Source organism: Brevirhabdus pacifica (assembly GCF_002797755.1).
Lineage (GTDB): Bacteria > Pseudomonadota > Alphaproteobacteria > Rhodobacterales > Rhodobacteraceae > Brevirhabdus > Brevirhabdus pacifica.
Window position 1 is genome coordinate 467,179 of record NZ_PGFI01000011.1, and the last position, 14,325, is coordinate 481,503.

At 66.3% G+C, this 14,325-nt stretch carries 11 protein-coding genes; 2 read left to right on the top strand and 9 right to left on the bottom strand.

What is annotated here, in order from left to right:
- Positions 1-17: 17 nt before the first annotated feature.
- Positions 18-2,420, bottom strand: a complete 2,403-nt coding sequence (locus CLV77_RS02485; RefSeq protein WP_076979406.1) for a ligase-associated DNA damage response DEXH box helicase — start codon at positions 2,418-2,420, stop codon at positions 18-20.
- Positions 2,421-2,492: 72 nt separating this feature from the next.
- Positions 2,493-3,827, bottom strand: a complete 1,335-nt coding sequence (locus CLV77_RS02490; protein ID WP_076979405.1) for an ATPase — start codon at positions 3,825-3,827, stop codon at positions 2,493-2,495.
- A gap of 185 nt (positions 3,828-4,012) precedes the next feature.
- On the opposite strand from CLV77_RS02490, the gene CLV77_RS16265 reads away from it, so the two are divergent.
- Positions 4,013-5,710 (top strand): hypothetical protein, encoded by a 1,698-nt coding sequence (locus CLV77_RS16265; protein ID WP_076979404.1) that lies wholly within the window; start codon positions 4,013-4,015, stop codon positions 5,708-5,710.
- Between the two features lie 109 nt (positions 5,711-5,819).
- On the top strand, positions 5,820-7,457 hold the full coding sequence (locus CLV77_RS02500) for a hypothetical protein (protein WP_076979403.1): 1,638 nt from the start codon (positions 5,820-5,822) through the stop codon (positions 7,455-7,457).
- 16 nt (positions 7,458-7,473) lie between these two features.
- On the opposite strand, the gene CLV77_RS02505 is transcribed toward CLV77_RS02500, so the two are convergent.
- Genes CLV77_RS02505 through CLV77_RS02535 form a run of 7 tightly spaced genes read right to left on the bottom strand, consistent with a single transcriptional unit; the run spans position 7,474 to position 14,094 of the window.
- Positions 7,474-7,971, bottom strand: a complete 498-nt coding sequence (locus tag CLV77_RS02505) for a prepilin peptidase (protein WP_083707717.1) — start codon at positions 7,969-7,971, stop codon at positions 7,474-7,476.
- Entirely contained in the window at positions 7,968-8,816 is an 849-nt protein-coding gene (locus CLV77_RS02510) for a tetratricopeptide repeat protein (protein WP_076979402.1), read from the bottom strand. Before CLV77_RS02510 ends, CLV77_RS02505 begins: the two co-directional genes overlap by 4 nt.
- A 26-nt stretch (positions 8,817-8,842) precedes the next feature.
- Entirely contained in the window at positions 8,843-9,406 is a 564-nt protein-coding gene (locus CLV77_RS02515; protein ID WP_076979401.1) for a tetratricopeptide repeat protein, read from the bottom strand.
- A gap of 4 nt (positions 9,407-9,410) precedes the next feature.
- Positions 9,411-10,412 (bottom strand): type II secretion system F family protein, encoded by a 1,002-nt coding sequence (locus CLV77_RS02520; RefSeq protein WP_076979400.1) that lies wholly within the window; start codon positions 10,410-10,412, stop codon positions 9,411-9,413.
- Between the two features lie 7 nt (positions 10,413-10,419).
- Positions 10,420-11,388 carry a type II secretion system F family protein gene (locus CLV77_RS02525; protein WP_076979399.1) on the bottom strand — a complete coding sequence of 323 codons (969 nt, stop codon included), beginning with the start codon at positions 11,386-11,388 and terminating at the stop codon, positions 10,420-10,422.
- 5 nt (positions 11,389-11,393) lie between these two features.
- Positions 11,394-12,827 (bottom strand): TadA family conjugal transfer-associated ATPase, encoded by a 1,434-nt coding sequence (locus CLV77_RS02530; RefSeq protein ID WP_076979398.1) that lies wholly within the window; start codon positions 12,825-12,827, stop codon positions 11,394-11,396.
- Between the two features lie 13 nt (positions 12,828-12,840).
- The gene (locus CLV77_RS02535; RefSeq protein ID WP_076979397.1) at positions 12,841-14,094 is read right to left on the bottom strand and encodes a CpaE/TadZ family protein; all 1,254 of its coding nucleotides are present in this window, start codon (positions 14,092-14,094) and stop codon (positions 12,841-12,843) included.
- Positions 14,095-14,325: the final 231 nt, after the last annotated feature.

Below are 14,325 nucleotides of genomic sequence, written 5' to 3' on the forward strand. Positions count from 1 at the left end.
ACAAGGGGCTGGCCCCGCTATTCCAGCCCGGCGGTGGCCAGCAGGATCGCGGCCTCCTCCGCCAGCAGACGTTCGCGCGCCGCCCCCATCACCGGCACGCGCCCCATTTCAAGCAGCATCGGGGCCGCAAGCGGCGTCACCCGTTCAGCCTGCACATGGTCGATGCGTCCGTGGGTGCGGGCCAGCAGCTCCTCGATCCGGCCGAAGTCGACCAGTCCGCGCAGCGCCTCCTCGCGGGTGATGTCCAGCAAAAGGTGGTCGGGGTCGTAGCGGCGCAGCGTGTCGTAAAGGATGTCCGACGAAAAGGTCGCCTGCCGCCCGGTCGCGCGGGCGCCGGGGGTGTTGCGTTCGATCAGGCCGGCGATGATGGCGCTGCTTTTGAAGGTGCGCTTCATCACCGCGTTGCCGGCCAGCCAATCCTCGAACGCGGCGCGCAGGTCGCCTTGGGCGAAAAGGGGGGCGGGGTCGGTCAGCGGCTCCAGCCCCCAGATCAGGGTGGCGTAGTCCGTGGCGACAAAGCCCAGCGGGTGCAGGCCCATTTCCTCCATGCGCTGGGTCAGCAGCAGGCCCAGTGTCTGCATCGCGTTGCGCCCCGCAAAGCCGTAGATGCAACTGTGGGGCCGCCCGTCATGGGTGAAGCTTTCCACCAGAATGCGGTCGGCCTCGGGCAGGTGCGAGACACGGGCCTGCAACTCCAGCCAGTCGCGGGTATGGGCGGGCAGGCCGGCCCAGTCGCGGCTGCGGAACATCTCAAGTATCCGGTGCGACAGCTGGGTCGAGGTGGCGAATTTCGTGCCCATGTAGGTAGCGATGCGCGGTTCCTTGTCGGCCCGTGGGCTGACCTCGACCACCATTTCGCGCAAGGTTTCATAGCGCACGACGCGGCCGCCGATCAGAAAGGTGTCGCCGGCGGTGAGGGTGGCGGCAAAGCCTTCCTCGACCTCGCCCAAGGGCTTGCCGCCGCGCCCGCGCAACCGGACCTTCAGCATGTCCGTGTCAATGATCGTGCCGATGTTCATGCGGATCTGCCGCGCCCGGCGGGGATCGCGCAGCTGCCACAGCCCGTCGGGGCGCTGTTGCAGCCGCTGGTAACGGTCATAGGCCCGCAGGGCGTAGCCTCCGGTCGCCACGAAGTTCAGGCAATCGTCGAACGCCTCTCGGGTCAGGCCGGCATAGGCGCCGGCGCTTGTGACCTCGGCGTAAAGCTCACCGGCGTCGAACGGGCCCGCGCAGGCACGGATGGCGATGTGCTGGCACAGCACGTCGCGGGGGCCGGGGCCGCGCGGATCGCCATCCAGATCGCGGGCCTTCACGGCCTGCAACGCGGCCACGCATTCGACCACCTCGAAGCGGTTGGCGGGCACCAACAGCGCCTTGGAGGGGGCGTTGTAGCGGTGGTTGGCCCGCCCGATCCGCTGCACCAGACGTTTGACGTTCTTGGGGGCCCCCACCTGGATCACCAGATCCACGTCGCCCCAGTCGATGCCCAGATCCAGGCTGCCGGTGGCGACGATGGCGCGCAGATCGCCGGCCACCATAGCGGCCTCGACCCTTTCGCGCTGTTCGCGGGCCAGACTGCCGTGGTGGATGCCGATGGGCAGGTCGTCGTCATTGGCCAGCCACAGGTTGTGAAAGAAGATCTCGGCTTGGGCGCGGGTGTTGTGGAAAATCAGCGTCGTGCGATGCTTGCGGACCTGTTCCAGAACCGCCGGAATCGCGTATTTGCCGCCACCCCCGGACCAGGGGGGGCGTTCATCGGTCGTCAGCATGGCGATGTCGGGATCGGGGCCCGGATCGGCGTGGACGATGGCGCATGGGTCGGGGTTGCGGGCGAGATACGCGGCGATGGCGGCGGGGTCTTCCACCGTGGCCGACAGACCCACCCGGCGCATCTCCGGTGCCAGCGCCTGAAGCCGCGACAGCGCCAGCATCAGCTGATCGCCGCGCTTGGATTCAGCCAGGGCGTGGATCTCGTCGACGATCACGCGGCTGAGGCCCGCGAAGATGCGCGGTGCATCCTCATAGCTGGTCAGCAGCGCCAGACTTTCGGGCGTGGTCAGCAGGATGTGGGGCGGATCGGCACGCTGGCGCTTGCGGGCGGTGGCGCTAGTGTCGCCGGTGCGATCCTCGATCCGGATCGGCAGGCCCATCTCGTCGACGGGGGTGCGCAGATTGCGCTTGATATCCGCCGCCAGCGCCTTGAGCGGCGAGACGTAAAGCGTGTGGATCCCCTTGTGGGCGCCGTCGGCCAGCTCGGCCAGGGTGGGCAGGAAGCCGGCCAGCGTCTTGCCCCCGCCGGTGGGCGCGATCAGCAGCAGCGCGGGCTCTGCCGCCCGGTCCAGCAGCTCTTGCTGGTGCGGGTGCAAGGACCAGCCGCGACGGGAAAACCAGTCGTCGAAAGAGGGGGGCAGCGTGCTCATCCGCCCATAGGTAGGGGGCCGGGGGGCAGGCAACCAGTCCGAGGCGCGATTTTCAGGGGCGTGAGTTCGGCCCTAGCGGGCGATCGCCTCGGACTTGATGAACATGTTGGCCCAGGCCCGGTCGATCAGCTCTGGCGTCATCTGATAGGGGATCCCCTCGAAATCGCAGATCGAGATCATCTGGTCGATCAGGAACACCGGCTGATAGTTGGCGTAGGTGTTCTCGATCGTCGGATATTTGACCTTCAGAAGGTGGACCAGCGATTTTTCGTCCAGCGGCATCTTCTTCTTCTTGGCGATCAGCGCGAAGATCTTCAGGAAATCCGACTGGTTCGGCCCGTCGATCTTGATCTTGAAAAAGATCCGGCGCAGGGCCGCGCCGTCGAAGATCTCGTTCGGGTGGAAGTTGGTCGAGAAGATCACCAGCGTGTCGAAGGGCACCTCGAACTTCTCGCCCGATTGCAGGGCAAGAATGTCCTTGGACTCCTCAAGCGGCACGATCCAGCGGTTGACCAGCGCCTGCGGCGGCTCTTCCTGGCGGCCAAGGTCGTCGACGATGAAGACGCCGCCGGTGGCCTTGAGCTGAAGCGAGGCCTGATAGGTCCGTGCGGTCGGGTTGAAGTTCAGATCCAGCATGTCGAGCTTCAGCTCGCCGCCGGTGATAACCGTGGGACGCTCGCAATAGACATAGCGGCGGTCGTAGCGGTTCGAGGTGCGGCGCAGCGAGTTGGGATCGTCCACGGCCTCTTCGGCGGCCGAATGCACGATCGGGTCGTAGACCGAGATCACCTGGCCGGAATATTCGATGGCGCGGGGGATGTAGATCTTGTCACCCAGCGCGTCGCGGATGCCGTTCGAGATCGACGATTTGCCGTTGCCCGGCGGGCCATACATCAGGATCGACCGGCCCGAGGTCACCGCCGGGCCAAGCTGGTCCAGTAGGTTGTCGGGCAGGATCAGGTGACCCATCGAGCTGGTCAGTTGCTGACGGGTCAGGCGGATGTTGCGGATCGACTGGCGCTTGACCTGTTCGCGGTAGTGGGCCAGCGGCACAGGCATGGCGCCGTAATACTCGGACTGTCCCAGCGCATCCAGCGCCCGGCTCTTGCCGGTGTCGGTCAACTGGAAACCCATTTCGCTGCCCGAAGTGGCGTGGAGGGTGCCCGTCGCCTCGATCAGGCGCTGTTCGCGGGCCATGTCGATCAGCTCCTGCGTCAGCGAGACGGGCAGGGCGATCGCCGCGGCGATGTCGTTGGCATAGCTCAGGTTCTTGCGGAAGATCGTTTTCAGGAGGATGTCGCGCATCATCACCGGGTTTAGCCCGGTGGCCTCAAGCGAGCGCACGGACGGAGGGGGCGGGGTGCCAGCCGGGATGCCGGCGCCGAGTTCCTGGTTCTGAACGTTCATCTGCTGTGCCTCTGATCTTCATGCCCGATGGTCGGACCTGGGTGCCGTGCGGGCCGCTTTGCGCGTTGTCCCGAATGCCACGGCCGGTCGCGACAACGAAGGGAGAACACTGCAAAAAGATGGCAATTGCGTGACGCATCGGTAGGGTCGCGGGAAAAAACGAAGGCATTTCCAAGGAGCCGCGCATGGGCAGAGCCGCCCCGATCCCCCTGATTGCACTGATTGTCGGCGCCACCCTGGCGCTCAGCGCGCCCGGCCTTCTTCGCGGTGGTCTGGTCGTCACCCAGCACGAGGGCGACCTGCTGCATCTGCTTCAGATCCTGATGCTGATGCAGGAGGGGCAGTGGCCGCACCTGGACTTCCGCACCCCCGTCGGCCTTTTCGCCTTTCTGCCGCTGCACTGGACGTTGGCACTGGGACGGGCGCTGGGCTTCGAGTGGGGCCTTGGGCAGGCGCTGATCGTGGCACAGCTTGGGCTGGGCCTGCTGCTGGCGCCGGTGATCTGGTGGGTGGCGCGCAGTCGCCTCGTCGGCTGGGCGGCGGTGGCGGCGGCGCTGGTGCCGGTGATCTGGCTGACCGCGTTGATCCACGGCGGCACGAACGCGGGCGTTTCGGTCTCGATGCATTACAACCGCTGGGCCTGGGCGGTGGCGCTGCTGGCGGTGGTGACGGCGGTGCTGCCGCCGCGCGCGGCGGGTGGTGCGGGTATGCGAGCAGCGGGGATCATCGATGCCGCCGTGATCGGCATCGGCTTTGCCATCCTCGGGCTGACCAAGGCGACCTTCGCGGTAACGCTGGCGCCGGCGGTCATCGTGGCGCTTGTCCTGCGGGGGAGGGGGCGCGTGCTGGCCGGTGCGCTGGTGGCGGGGCTGCTGTTCTGCGCCGGGGTCGCGCTGTTCATGGGGGCGGCGTTCTGGCCCGCCTACGTGGGCGACCTGCTGTGGGTGGCCGGCATGCCCGTGCGCCCTTTCCCCGATCAGCCGCTGGGGGCGGTGATCGGCGGGCCGGCCTTCATCCCGGGGACCTTCCTGCTGCTGGGGGCGGTGGTGGTGCTGCGTCTGCGGGCGCGGCCCGCGCTGGCCTGGCCGGTGCTGCTGCTGGCGCCTTCCTTCGTCTACATCACCTATCAGAATTTCGGCAACGATCCGAAATGGCTGATCCTTCTGGCGCTGTTGCTGGCGCCGCTGCTCTCCCGCCAGGGCGACGCGCCCGCGCCCGACCTGGTCCAACCCTCTGCGCGGCCCTTGGTTGCCGGGCTGGTGCTGGCAGCGGCGGTGCTGGGGGCGGGGTCGCTTTTCAACATGGCCCGATCCGTCCTGGCCAACGGTTTTGCCGGCCCGGCCGAGACCCGGCCCATCTTCGCCGCCGAACACATGGGGCGGGACCTGCTGTCGGATCCGTTGCGTCTGGCGCGGCTGGACATCGCCCTGGCCGGGGAAGAGGCGCCCGCCGCCATGGTCCCGCTGCTGCCCCCCTTCGCCGATGACGCCGAGGGGCGCCCCAACACCACGACTTTCCTGGGAAGGCCCTTGCCGACCTGCGGGCTGGACAAGGGCATGATCGCCCACCAGCGGGGCCTGGCGGAGGTCACGGCCAAGGCGATCGGCCCCGGGGGCGGACGGGTCTTCGTCACCGACCTCTTCTCGGCCCTCTGGGTCTTCGGCGGCTCGTCCCCGGTAACGCCGCTGGCGCCCTGGAACTACGGCGCGCTGACGGGGATCGACAGCGCCGGTTTCGTGGCGGTGCCCCTCTGCCCGGTGAACCCGCCGGTGCGCAAGCGGCTGCTGGAAGAGCTGGAGGCCGGGGCCGAGGCCGGGCGCTGGGAACTGACGCCGGTGCCCGCGGGGCCGGGCCTGTGGCTTTACGCCATCGCCCCGGGCTGAGCGCGCCCTAGCTTCCTTAGGGGCAACCTTGGTCGTTCGACGCCGCCCATGACGATTGCCGCCGGGCTGACGCGCGCCTATAGATAAATTTTATCAAGGGATTGGTGCCATGAGGCAGGCCGCGCTTTTCAAACTGTTGCTGACCGGCGCGGGGCTGATCGCGCTGGCGACGGGCGCGGCGCTTATGAAAGGTGGGCTCTACATCGGTCAGCATGAGGGCGATGCCCTCCACCTGATGCAGATCATCGCCCTGATGACCGAAGGGGCACAGCCGCACCGGGATTTCATGACCCCCATCGGTATGCTGGCCTTCTGGCCGATCGCGGCGCTGACCGGCGCCGGGGAGGCGGGCCGGGGCGCGGGCATGGCCTTCCTTCTGGCCCAGACCATGGTGGCGCTGGCGCTGCTGCCGGCGCTGATGTGGGTGGCAGCCTCGCGCCTGCGGTTCTGGCCCGCGATGCTGACCGTCTTCGCGGGGCTGGTGCTGGTTCTGGCCCTGGTTCATGGCGGGACCGGGCGGTATGTCTCGGTCTCGATGCATTACAACCGCTGGGCCTGGGCCATCTCGCTGCCGCTGGTGCTGACGGCGGTGCTCAAGCCCCAGTACCGGCGCTCGGCGCTGGCCGACGGGGTGCTGGTCGGGGCCGGGGTGCTGGCGCTGATGCTGCTGAAGGTGACCTACCTCATCGGGCTGGCCCCGGCGCTTCTGGTGGCGCTGTCGATGCGCCGTCAGGTGCTGACCATCGGTGTGGCAATCCTGATCGTGGCGCTGGGTATCGCGCTGGTCAATCAGCTCTACGACGTGCGCTTTTTCTGGGATTATATCGGCGATCTGCTGACCGTGGTCCAATCGACCACGCGCCCCTACCCCGGAGAGCCGTGGCAGGCGCTGATCTGGGCGCCCGACCACCTGGCCGGCACCGTGGTCCTGATCTTCGGGATCGTGATGCTGCGCCACGCGGGCCGCCGGGTCGAGGGGATGGCCCTGATCCTGCTGGCCCCCGGTTTCATCTACATCACCTTCCAGAACTACGGGAACGAGCCGCTGTGGCTGATGATCCTGGCCATCATCCTGTTCTCGGTACCGCCGGTCCGAAAGCTGACCAACGCCTGGGGCTGGGAAATGAAGCCCGCGATCCGGGTCGCGGGCCTGGTGGCGCTGGTGCTGGCCGCGCCGGCCTGGATCAACATGAGCTACAGCCCCTTCCGGCACCTGCTCAGCGCCGCCTCGGACCATGTGCCGATGCTGCCGGATCTGGCCATCGCCCGCGATGTCCACGTGCGCGCCGCACGAGGGGAGGATGCCGAGGCGCGCGTCGCCGCCGGCCCGATGATGGGCTACCCCTCGGCCGAGGAAACGCCAGCGGAGAATGCGGTCGTTTTCCTGGGAGAGCGCCTGCCTGAGTGCCGGATCAACCAGGGCCTGCTGGCCACCCATCGCAACTATGCCCGCACGGTTGCCCCCTATCTTGGGGCGGCGGGGGACCAGGTCTTCGTGGCCGACATCTTCTCGGCGCTGTGGATGATGGGGGCGGGGGCCGCGCCGGACGGGCTGGCGCCGTGGAACTATGGCCAGATCCAAGGCTTCGACACGGCAGAGTTCCTGCTGGTGCCGCGCTGTGCGACCGCGCCCCGCCTGCGCCGCGCCCTGCTGGACCAGATCGAATCTGCCCACGCCGCCCGACTGACCGAGATTGCGCGCACGCCCGCGCTGATCCTCTACCGCATCGCCCCGCCGCGGGGGTAGGCGGCGGCCGGGCGCCTCAGCCCAGCACCATCGCCAGGACCAGATAGAACAGCAGCGTGCCGCTCAGGGCCAGGCCCATGGGAAAGTCGCTTCCCGCGTCCCAGCTGCGCCAATCGGGGGTGCGACGGCGCACGGCGGGGATGGCACGAAACAGCCGGTGGGTGGCAAAGGCCCCCAGCAGCACGGTTGCAAACAGCATCAGGATCAGCACGAGGTCATCGGCGGCGATCAGCGGCGCCATGGCGGCGGCGAACTTGGCATCGCCCGCCCCAACGAGCCCGGCCGAGCTGGCGATATATCCCGCCATCAGCAGCACCGCGAAATGGGACCAGCGCCAGAGGTATTCGTCCAAGGGAAAGGCCAGCGGACCCAGCACCAGATAGGTCGCCATCAGCGCCAGCACCGACTGGTTGCGGATCAGCATGAACTTCATGTCCGACCAGGCCACCCAGATCGCGATCAGACCCGCGGGCAGGAGAAACCAGGCGGCCTGGGCCGCCGTGGTGTCGATCACGTCTTCTCCAGTGTCCGCAGGCTGCGAACGGCCGCCTCGAAATGTTGCGGATGGGTGTGGATCGCCTCTTCCAGCAGGGTCTTGCCGGTGGCGACGTCGCCCTTCTTGATCGCCGACAGGGCCAGCGTGTGCAGAAGCTGTGCCTGCTCGGTCTGGGTCATCGGGATCACCGGCAGCTGGTACTTGCCCTGTGCGCCTCGGGCCAGGACAAGGTTGTTCTTGGCGGTGAAGAGGCTTTCGTCATAGGTGATCGCCTGCACGAAAAGCTTTTCGGCGGAATCGTACTGTCCGCGCGTCAGCTTGGAATAGCCCCAGTTGTTCAGCACGCCGGCGGGCTTGGTGGTCAGGCCGACGGCGGTTTCATAGAAGCTGTCGGCACGTTTCCAATCCTTCTCGCTGTCGGCGATCATGGCCTCCAGGCGATAACGTTTGAATGTCTCGTGGGTGGGCGGCACCTTGTCGAGCTGTGCTGCCGCGCGCTTCCACTCGCCCGAGCGGATCAGCGCGTCGGCGTAATCCACCCGGTCCTCGTTGCCGGCGTCGGGATGCTTGACGATCGTGGCGAAGACGCTGGCGGCCTCGGCGGTGCGGCGTGCGCGCACCAGCGAACGGCCCAGCCCGCGCTGTAGGTCCAGCCGCTCGGGGTTGGCGGTCGAGGCGCGGCGGAAATAGGTCACGGCCTCGTTCGGGTCGGCAACCGTCAGCATGATGTCGTTGAGGTTGGATTCGTCGATCACGTTGACGCTGTCGAGCGCCCGTTTGACTTCCGTGTCGCCGGGCTTCTGGCATCCGGCAAGGGCGATGGTGCCCGCCAGGGCCATCGCGACAATGACTGGGTGGCGCATTTCGCGTCCTTTTCGCTGCTCGACACTCAGTGCGTCAGCAGCCGGTAACTCCCCGAGCCGTCGCGCACCAATTCGTTGTCCTTCTCGATATCCGAACCATAGGCGGCAAATTCCGTACGGGCGATAGCCAGCCGCAGATTTTCGCGGATGGCGTCAGTTTCGCCACTGTCCAGCGCGTAGGCCCGGCGAAAGACCTCCTTGGCCTCGGCGGGCTGGCGGCGTTCCATCAGAACCACGCCCAGATTGTTCCAGGCGCGGGGATCCTCGGGGGCGCGGTCGATCGCCTGGCGCAGCAACCGCTCGGCTTGGCCCAGGCGGCCCAGCCGCAGGTTGGCCGACCCCAGTGCCGACAGCACCGGCGCGGTCGCGCCCAGCTCGCCCGCGGCGCGGTAATAGGATTTCAGGGCAAGTTCGTATTCGCCGGCGTCCATCAGCCGGTGGCCGACGATCAGCGGGTCCGCCGCCTTGGTGGGGGTGACCACGCCATCGGGCGCCGCCGGGCCCTGGAACCGCGGTGTCAGCCTGTCGTCATTCGTGGAACAGGCGGCCAGGGCCGCCAGTGTCGCTATCGCAAGGGGTGCTGCCCGCATATACTCACATGCCGCCTGCCAGGGTCTGTGCGATCCCGTAGACCGAGGGACCGATGAGAATGATCATAAGCGGAGGGACGGTGAACATCATAGTCCCAAGCGTCAGTTTCGTGGGCAGGACGTTAGCTTTTTCCTCGGCGCGCATGACGCGCTTGTCGCGCATCTCGCCGGCGTAGACCCGCAGCGCCTCGGCGATCGAGGTGCCGAAGGCCGCGGATTGGATAAGAACGGTCACGAAGGACGACACGTCGGCCACGCCGGCGCGTTCGCCCATGTCCTTGAGGACCTGCACCTTGTCCTTGCCGGCCTTGATTTCATACGAGACGATCTCGAATTCCTCGGCAAGGGCGGGGAAGCCCGCGCGGATCTCCTTCGAGACGCGGATGATGGCCTGGTCCATGGACTGGCCGGCCTCGACGCAGACCAGCATCAGGTCAAGCGAGTCGGGAAAGCCCGCGGTGATTTCTTCCTGCCGCTCCTGCTGGCGGCGGGTGACCCAGTATTTGGGGGCCATGTAGCCGACGCCGCCGGGTACCAGCACCGACAGGATCAGCTTGTTGGTCGACATCTCGCCCGAGGTGATGGCGTAAAGCACGCCCAGCACCAGGAAGGTCATGCCCAGGGCGAATTGCATGAAGTGGAAGGTCTGCACCGCGGATTTCGATGAATACCCCGCCTGAAGCAGCTTCAGCCGCATGGCCGAATATTCTTCCTCGTTCTGGGGTTCAAGGAAATGCGCAAAGCGATCCAGCTTTTCGGCCGCCGCACCCTCGCGGTTTCGCAAGCCCTTGCGATCCGTGACGTCGGTCTTGGCGCGCGGCGCGCGGGTGCCGTTCTGAGCCTTGTTCAGATCGCCCAGCCGCGACAGCGGATCGTCGGTCTTCTTCAGGAAGAACGGGATGGAAAGCGCGACCAGCGCCGCACCCAGCCCGCCCACCGCGATCAGGGGGCCAAGCTCGCCGAACCGGTCGACAAGGAGAAGGTTGATGTTGTTCAGGAATTCCATGACTGCCTCAAACCTTGATGTTGACCATCATCTTCATGAAGATGACGTTGACCGTCAGGAAGACGCCGACCACCAGACAGGCCGGGATGAAATAGGCGGTTTCCTTAACATCATCGTAATAGTCCGGCATGATGACGTTGATCATCAGCAGCGCCAGAATGGGAAAGCCCGACAGGAACATACCCGACCACTTGGCCTCGGCGGTGATCGCCTTGACCCGGCGGAAAAGGCGGAAGCGCGCCCGGATCACCTTGGCCAGGCCGGCCAGGATCTCGGCCAGGTTGCCGCCCGACTGGGCCTGGATCGACACGGCGACGGCCAGGAAACGCAGATCCTGCATGTCCATGCGTTCGGCCAGCGACTTCAGGCTTTCGGTGACGTCGCGGCCATAGGCGGCCTCGTCGGCGATGACGCCGAACTCGGATCCCAGCGGATCGGGCACCTCCTTGGCGACGGCGGCGATGGCGTTGGAGAACGGGTGACCCACCCGCAGCGACCGCACCATCAGTTCGATCGCGTCGGGAAGCTGCTCTTCGATCATCGACAGGCGCTTCTTGGCCTTGTTGTTGATCCACATGTAGACGCCGCCGATGCCCATGACGGGCGAAGCGGCAAAGCGCACCGTGGGGCTGGCCTCGGTGCCGAAGGTCAGCGCGAAGAAGCAGAACAGCGTCAGCCCCGCCATGATCATCAGGATTTGCTGGGGCGTGAAGGCGATGTTGGCCTTCTGGGCCTTGGTCGCGATGATCGAGTAGAGCGGAATGCGCTTGGCCCTGATGTGCTGGCTCATCTCCTTGCGAAGCTGTTCCAGAACCTCCTCGCGGGCCGAGCCCTTGTCCATCAGCTCCAGCCGGCGGTTGAGACGGTTGTTGAGGCTGATCGACTTGCCGAAGACGGTCAGGTAGATCCCCTCGACCAGCAGCAGCACGGCGATGAAGATCACCCCGTAGATAAGCGGCTCTGTTCCGATCTGCATGATGCTTACTCCGACACGGGTTCGTAGATGTTCGAGGGCAGGTCAAAGCCCCACTGACGGAAGCGGTCGGCATAGTAGGAGCGCACGCCGGTGGCGGTGAAATGGCCGATGATCTTGCCGTCGGGCGCCAAGCCCGTGCGCTGGTAGCGGAAGACCTCCTGCATCGAGATCACCTCGCCCTCCATGCCCGTCAGCTCGGTGATCGACACCATCCGGCGGGAGCCGTCCTGAAGGCGGCTGGCCTGGACGATCAGGTTCACAGCCGACGAGATCTGGCTGCGGACGGCCTTGGTCGGCATCTCGATGCCGGTCATGGCGATCATGTTCTCAAGGCGGCTGACGCCGTCACGGGCGCTGTTGGCGTGGATCGTGGTCATCGAACCGTCGTGGCCGGTGTTCATGGCCTGAAGCATGTCGATGACTTCCTCGCCGCGGGTCTCGCCGACGATGATGCGGTCGGGACGCATCCGCAGGGCGTTGCGCAGACAGTCACGCTGGCTGACGGCGCCCTTGCCTTCGACGTTGGCCGGGCGGCTTTCCATGCGGCCCACGTGAACCTGCTGAAGCTGAAGTTCCGCCGTGTCCTCGATGGTCAGGATCCGTTCCGAGTTGTCGATGAAGGACGACAGCGCGTTCAGCGTCGTCGTCTTACCCGAGCCGGTGCCGCCCGACACGATGATGTTCAGCCGGCAGGCGACGGCGGCTTCGAGATACATCGCCATCTCGGGCGAGAAGGCACCGAAGTTCACCAGATCGGGAACGCCCAGCTTTTCCTTCTTGAATTTCCGGATGGACACCAGGCTGCCGTCCACCGCGATCGGCGGGACCATCGCGTTGAAACGCGAGCCATCGGCCAGGCGGGCGTCGACATAGGGGTTCGACTCGTCGACCCGGCGACCCACGGCCGAGACGATCTTGTCGATGATCCGCAGCAGGTGCTTTTCATCGCGGAAAGTGGTGTCCGACAGGGTCAGCTTGCCGTTACGCTCGACAAAAACGCGCTTGGGGCCGTTGACCAGAATGTCGTTGACGGTGTCGTCCTTCAGAAGCGGCTCGAGCGGGCCAAGGCCCGTCACCTCGTCATAGAGGTCCTGGTAGAGCAGGATCCGCTCTTCCTTGTTCAGCACCACCGCCATCTCGGTCAGTGCCTCGGTCGAGATCGAGACGATCTCCTGGCGCAGCTCGGTTTCCGAGGCGTGTTCCAGCGCCGAGAGGTTCAGCGATTCAAGCAGGCGCTTGTGCAGCTCGACCTTGACCTCGGTCAGCTTCTCGCGGCGCTTCTGTTCCTTGTCGACGGGCTGCGGGCGGGCCGGGGTCGGCACCGCCTTGGGCTGGGGACGGGGGGCCGCGGCGGCCGGCCGAGGTGCGGCGGCGACCGGCGCCGAGTTCACCTTGGCTGCTCCCGGCTTGGTCGCGTCCTTCTTGTAGCGTGAAAACATCGCTCAGCTCTCCTCAGGCCGCTACATTGGCGGCGACGGCAACCTCGTGGATCGATTTTGCCAGCTTCTGGATTTCCTTGCGCAGCGCGTTCTTGCCGGCCGTCATCGCCAGAGGCAGGCCGTGGTCGCAGGCCTGGGTGACGGCCTTGCCGCCATCGGGAAGCTGAACCTCCAGGTCGATGTCCAGGCTTTCGGCCATCCGCTTGATCCGCGAGCGGCCCGACAGGTCGGTGAAGCCCGGTGCGCGGTTCAGCACGTAGCGCAGCTTGTCATAGGGAAGGTCCTCGGACTTCAGGGCCCGGACCATGCGAAGGGTATTCTGGGCCGAGCGCATGTCGAGTTCGATCAGCGCGAAATAGACATCCGCGAGGTCCAGTACCGTCTCGGTCCACTGCACCACCGTCGAGGGCATGTCGACCACGACATAGTCGAACTGCGCCTTGGCGCGGTTGATGATGGTGGTCACGTCCTCGGGGCCGATCATGTCCAGCGGCAGGATGTCCGAAGGCGCGGTCAGAACGTGCAGCTTGTCCTCGAAGGTCAGCAGAGCTTGGCGGAAGGCCTCGAAATCGACGGCCTCGGTGTCGGCCCACATCTCGAAGATCCCGTCGCGGCGGGGCAGATCGAGATAGGTCGAGATCGCCCCGAATTGCAGATCCAGGTCTATGATGCAGACGCGAGGCGCCTCATTCTTTGCGATATTGCAAAGCTCCCAGGCCAGGTTGGCGGCGAAGGTGGATGCCCCCGTGCCGCCGGCCAGCCCGTGGGAGACGAAGACCGACCCGTTGCGCGGGGCCGAGCGTTCCAGCAGGCCTTCGCCCGCGGCGGGATCGGCCACGGCCGGGGCGGCGGGGGCCGGTTCCGGGGCGCGCATCCGCTCGATCGCTTCGCGCAGGGCGCCTTCGGGAAGGGGGTAGGGCAGGAAGTCGTCGGCGCCGGCGCGCAGAAGCTGGTGCAGCACGGCCGGGCTGAGCGCCTTGGTCACCAGGATCACCCGGATGTCCGAGTCCTTGGCGATCTGGATCAGGTCGCAGACATCGGTCATGCGCGCGCGGTCGGCGTCGTCCAGCGCCAGCGCGATGAACTCAAGCTCGGCGGCCTCGGGCTGGGTGAAGAACTCGGCGGCGTCGTCGAAATCCAGATCACCCCAGCTCTCTCCAAGCTCGGATTCCATTTCCTCGATCAGTAGGGCGAAATCCTCAACGTCGCGTGCCAGCGTGCACGCGACGATCGGTTTCGACTTGTTTTCACTTTCCGCGCTGCCCATGACGCCTCCAACCCTCATAACTGCAGGGGTCCGGCCGCAGGATTCTTGCGCCTGTCCGGGTCGTTCCCCTAGCTCACCGATGCCCTCTCATGGATCGGTCCAATCTTGCGTCTGTATGCAAGGCAAAGGGGGCGAGATTAGGGCTGAAACCTGCCCTCGGATGACCATATCTGGACACACGGGCGGCAGGGGCGTGCCGCAGCGGGCCCGCCCACCGGAAACGGAAACGGC